The organism is Thermus igniterrae ATCC 700962, from assembly GCF_000376265.1.
In the GTDB taxonomy this organism is placed as follows: Bacteria; Deinococcota; Deinococci; order Deinococcales; family Thermaceae; genus Thermus; species Thermus igniterrae.
The window spans coordinates 1-4,750 of record NZ_AQWU01000013.1 but is presented as its reverse complement, the minus strand read 5'-3'; the positions used below and the strand labels follow the sequence as shown (position 1 = coordinate 4,750).

The 4,750-nt window shown below is 63.2% G+C and carries 6 protein-coding genes; all 6 read left to right on the top strand.

Translation table 11 applies throughout. The features are described 5' to 3' along the window. The first annotated feature begins 302 nt into the window (after nucleotides 1-302). Nucleotides 303-545 (top strand): AbrB/MazE/SpoVT family DNA-binding domain-containing protein, encoded by a 243-nt coding sequence (locus tag B128_RS0100180; protein WP_018110292.1) that lies wholly within the window; start codon nucleotides 303-305, stop codon nucleotides 543-545. After that, the gene (locus B128_RS0100175; RefSeq protein WP_018110291.1) at nucleotides 527-943 is read left to right on the top strand and encodes a type II toxin-antitoxin system VapC family toxin; all 417 of its coding nucleotides are present in this window, start codon (nucleotides 527-529) and stop codon (nucleotides 941-943) included. Before B128_RS0100180 ends, B128_RS0100175 begins: the two co-directional genes overlap by 19 nt. Before the next feature lie 355 nt (nucleotides 944-1,298). Continuing rightward, a complete protein-coding gene (locus B128_RS12495) occupies nucleotides 1,299-1,883 on the top strand; it encodes an SMP-30/gluconolactonase/LRE family protein (RefSeq protein WP_038035012.1) in 585 nt (194 codons plus the stop codon). 6 nt (nucleotides 1,884-1,889) lie between these two features. Then, nucleotides 1,890-3,020, top strand: coding sequence for an MFS transporter (locus B128_RS0100170; RefSeq protein WP_015716356.1), 1,131 nt, complete (start codon nucleotides 1,890-1,892; stop codon nucleotides 3,018-3,020). 330 nt (nucleotides 3,021-3,350) lie between these two features. After that, on the top strand, nucleotides 3,351-3,854 hold the full coding sequence (locus B128_RS0100165; RefSeq protein WP_018110290.1) for a hypothetical protein: 504 nt from the start codon (nucleotides 3,351-3,353) through the stop codon (nucleotides 3,852-3,854). 20 nt (nucleotides 3,855-3,874) lie between these two features. Next, nucleotides 3,875-4,719 (top strand): IS5 family transposase gene (locus B128_RS12795; protein WP_244452484.1). Its coding sequence is split into 2 segments (ribosomal slippage): nucleotides 3,875-4,223 and nucleotides 4,223-4,719, totalling 846 coding nucleotides; the frame shifts between segments, so codons are not numbered across the junction. Nucleotides 4,720-4,750: the final 31 nt, after the last annotated feature.

Sequence of the window (4,750 nt, the reverse complement as noted above, 5' to 3'; positions counted from 1 at the left end):
GCCCTTCTCTCCCTGGGGAGCCTCCTCGGCACCCTCCTGGCGGGGGGCTTGGGAACCCTTGGCCCCTAGGTGCCCCTCCTTACCGCCCTCCTGGGCCTCCTTCTCCTCCTGCCATTGGCCTTGGGGCCCATAGGGTGCGGGCGGCTCCTCGCCTTGAGGGAGGGGAGGTCCCCGTGAGTCTTCCCCTCCTCCTCCCCCTCGCCCCCCGGCGGGAAGGGGGTGGCGGTGAAAGGAGGCTAGGTCTCGCCGGCAAACGCGGCTTTGTGGCGCCGGAATGGGGGCCGTGGTAAAGTGAGAAGGGAATGGTAAAGTCCAGGGTAAGCAGTAAAGGGCAGATCACCCTTCCCAAGGCGATCCGGGAGGCCCTTGGCCTCCGCCCGGGAGAAGAGGTGGTCTTTGAGCTCCTGGAAGGGGGGGCCTTTCTCCGCCCCCGGCGCCGCGTACCCCTGGAGGCCTTGCTCGGGCGCCTGAAGGGCAAGCGGGGGTTCCCCGGGGAAGAGGCGGAGAGGCGGGCGCGGGAGGAGGCGTGGAGGGAAGGGGCTTGAAGCCCTACTATCTGGACACCTCCCTGATGCTCCGCCTCCTGACCGGGGACCCTCCGGAGCTTGCCGCCCAAGCCCTGGAGGTGTTTCGCGGGGCCGAGGAGGGGCGCTACACCCTGGCCGTCCACCCCTTGGCGGTGGCCGAGGCCTTCTACACCCTGGTCTCCTTCTACGGGGTGGGGCGGGCCGAGGCGGCGGGGGCCCTCTTGGACTTACTGGACCGGGAGGGGGTCCTTCTGGAAGACGAGGAGGACCTCCGCCCCGCCCTGGAGGAGGCCGGGAAGGAAGGGCTCAGCCTGGTGGACGCCTTCTTGGCTCAACGCGCCCGCAGGCAAGGGGCCGGGCTCGCCACTTTGGACCGCAAGCTGCGAAGGCGGGCCGGGGTAGAGCTGCTTCCCTAGGATTCGGCCTGTTCCTCGCCAGAAGCTATCCCCCCAAGATCCCCGCCGCCCCATCGCCCGGGCCCGGGTGGCGAGGCTCCGCCGGGAGTACGGGGTGTGAGGCCGGGGGGACGCAGTTGGGGTCCCAGCAGGCCAAAGCGGGCCCGGAAGGCCGGGCCAGGAGGAGAAGCCAGGCCAAGAGCAAAAGCCAAAAGACTTTGCCCCTCATGCCCCCAGGGTGCCACGGGGAGGGTTACGCGGAGGGCCTGGGGTTACGCGAGGTTACGCGGGAGGCCAGGCGTGGAACCCCTTCCACGTAACCCCGCGTAATCTTCCCCCTGCTACCCTGGGGCTAACCCGTAAGGGGGTAAAGGAGATGCTCAAAGAAGTGCAGGAGGTCAAGGTCGGCGGCCGGACGCGGCGGGTTTACGTGAGGCCCTTCGCCTGGGGTTTGAAGAATCCCTCCCACATGGAGTGGACCCCAGACGGCAGGCTTTTGGTTTCCGAACACACTGCGGGCACTGTTCGGGACATTACAAAAGGGGGGGACGCTTCGGAGGCTAAACCTTTTTGGATTGACGATGCTGCTGGAAGGGGCTTCTTCTACCTCGCTGTAGGAAGCCTGGGCCAAATCTTCCGCATAAATCCGGATGAATTGCCGGAGAAAATTACCTACTCTGAGTTGGTTGCCCATCCGAATGCGTTGGTAGCCTGGGGGCTTCATCGCCTAGGAGGGATGCGGTTTCATCCCTCATCCGGATTGCTCTTTGCCGTTCAGCCAGAGATGGGAGAAGTCATTGCCGTAGACCCCGCTCAACCTGGCAATTACCACTTCCAGCCTCCCGTTGTGAGAGGGCTAAGGATGCCTACTTGCGTAAGGTTCTCTCAGGACTCGGAGAAAATGTACGTTTGCTCCTCTGCTGACGGGGTGGTCTGGGAAGTAGAGGGTTTCTTGACTTAGCTGAGGGTGTTCTTATTAGCCACGATCCTGTTTTTGGCCAGCTGCGCTGGGGGGGCCGTAGGCACCGCGGCCTCCCTCCACCTCGCTCGCTTAGACAACCCCTTCTACCTGGGTCTGCAACACGCCATCGGTTGGGGTGCCTCCGTCTTAGCCCTCTTCACAGGCTACCTTCTAGATCGGACGGACCGCAAAAAAGCCCTCAGCTTCGGGCTTCTCTCTGGCAGTCTCCTGCGCTTTCTTTTAGGAACAAGCCTCGGCCTCATTGGTCCATGGACCTTTCTCGGCCTTTACCTGGTAGACAACATCCTTGAGCTTCTTCTGGAGGTCCGGGTCCTGGTCCCTAGACTCGTGCCGCAGGAACGGGAGAAGGCCCATGGGCGTCTTTACACGGCAAGTCTCCTTGCTGACCTTCTCGGCGCCCCCTTAGGCGCCTTCCTCTTCGTCCAGAATCCCTCCTGGCCCTTTTTCCTCGGGGGCGCGCTAGGCTTTGTGGCCATTCACTTCGCCGCTAGGCTCCCTCCCATACCGCCTCTTGGAAAAGCCCCCCCGGGGGTGCTGGCTGGCCTGAGGTGGCTGTACCAGGAAGCCTTCTTTCGTCGGCTAGCCGGAGCGGTCCTTGGAGCCAGCTTCCTCCGGGTCATGCCCTTCGCCCTTCTTCCCCTCTGGTCCCTCCAAGCCGGGTACGGACCCATAGGGTATGGGCTCCTCAGCACCGCCTTCTCCCTTGGGGGGGCCTTAGGAGGGCTTTTGGCAGGGAAACTTAAAGGCAAAAGGCCGCAAAGGGTGCTTAGCCTCCTTTTCCTCATGGACGCCGGGGCCGTCCTGGGTTTGCTCTTCAAGCCTCCCCTTCCCCTGGGCCTGCTCCTCGTGGCCCTCCTGGGGATAAGCGCCATCCTCCTGGGGGTCCAAGAGGTGGTGCTAAGGCAGGCCCTGGCCCCGGATGCCCTGCTGGGCCGGGTAGGGGGTGGAATGAGGTTCCTTAGCGGCTCGGCCGGGCTTTTGGGGGCACTTTTGGCGGGGGCAGTGGGGGGAAAGGTGGGCTTGGAGGAGGTCTATCTGGGAGCGGGGCTTGGATTTCTCCTCCTAGCCTTGGTCGCCTGGGGCTTCCTCGGCCAAATGGAGAAACGGACCCGGTGATCTCCTGGGAGCGTTTTCTGCCTCGCCTCCTTTCTCCTCCTCGGCCCCACGGCCCGGCTAGCCCGTCAGGAGCCCCGCCGCTAGAGGGGCCGGCCGGATTTGGCAAGGGCTTGGGGCCCTGGTTACGGGGAGCCACGCGGGATGCTGGCCGTGGCACCCTTTCCACGTAACCTCCGCGTAACCTCCCCCCTGCTACCCTGGGGCTAACCCGTAAGGGGGTGAAGCAAATGACGGTTTACACGGTTACTCGGGTCCTTCGGCAAGCTGGACAAGGAGGCGAACAACCCACGCTTTTCCGCGGTAGAGAAGGACTTACCAATCGTAGAGGGCATGACGCTGGAGGTTGGTGATATCCTTAAAACGCGGGACGGCCTCGTGGAGGTTAGGGATAACTACGGCCTGGTCCTTCGCTTGGGCCCATCTTCGGAGCTTGAGTACGTTTACCATCCTCAAGGAGGCATCATCGCTCAGCCCGCTGAGCGGCCTACTTTGGTCTTCTTCGGGGAGATCTTCAAGTTCCGGCACTACGTGCGGCCACTGGAAGTGGTGGCTTGCGGGAAATACCGCACCTCCTGCTGGTACTGCCCAGCGAATGTGTACGCCCGCAACCTGGACGCCCATAGGGATGCTTTCTATGCGCTACTGGGGGAAGTCTTCATCTGGGAGTGGGATGAGAGAGGTCAATCCTTTGACCTCGTAAGTATCCCCGAGGGGTACAAAGCGGTGCTCCGCCACGCCCCTACCCAGCCTATGCGAAACCGCTATGCGGTGGAGGACATGGTGCCAATTTCGGAAAAGGAGTGGGAATACATAGCTTCTAAGAGACTGTCGTAAAAGTCCGCTATACTTGAAGGGTGGCTTCTACACGGAGATCTTACCCCAGCGACCTGTTGGACGCGGAGTGGGCCATCCTGGAGCCGTTGATCCCCGCCCCCAAGCCCGGTGGCCGACCCGCAAAGGTGCCGAGGAGGGAGATCGTCAGCGCCATACTTTACGTCCTGGAAAACGGCATCAAGTGGCGGGCCATGCCTCACGACTTGCCCCACTGGTCCACGGTCTACCACTACTTCCGCAAGTGGCAGAAGGAAGGGGTTTGGGAGAAGGTAGCTCAGGTTCTGGCCCGTCGTGACCGGGAGCGGGGAGGACGATATGCCTCCCCGAGTGCCCTGGTTATGGACAGCCAGTCGGTGAAGACGAGTGAAAAGGGGGGCCCCGGGGACACGACGGGGCGAAGAAGGTCAAAGGGAGGAAGCGGCAGATCCTGACGGACACGGGGGGTCGTCTTTTGAAGGCCTTTGTCCACCCGGCCAATGAGCACGACAAGTGGGGTGGGCAGGCGTTGCTTTTGGGGATGGACCGCTCCTTGTGGCCCCGGGTAGGCAAGCTCTTTGTGGACTGGGGCTACCGGGGTTTGCGGGAGGTGGCTAGGGGGCTGGGACTGGAGCTGGAGGTGGTGGCCCGTCCTTACGCGGGGGTGCGGGGGGTCTGGGTGCGGGAGGGGGAGGAGGTGCCGGAGATCCCGCGGGAGGGTGGGTTCAAGCCCCTGCCCAAGCGGTGGGTGGTGGAGCGGACCTTTGCCTGGATGGGGCGAAACCGACGGCTGGGGAAAGATTACGAGTACCACCCTGAGGTAACGGAAGCCTGGCTGTATTTAGGCATGATACGCTTGCTGGTGAAGCGGCTGGCCAGGGCCGCATAAGCTGGAGGAGGAGACTTTTACAACGGTTTCT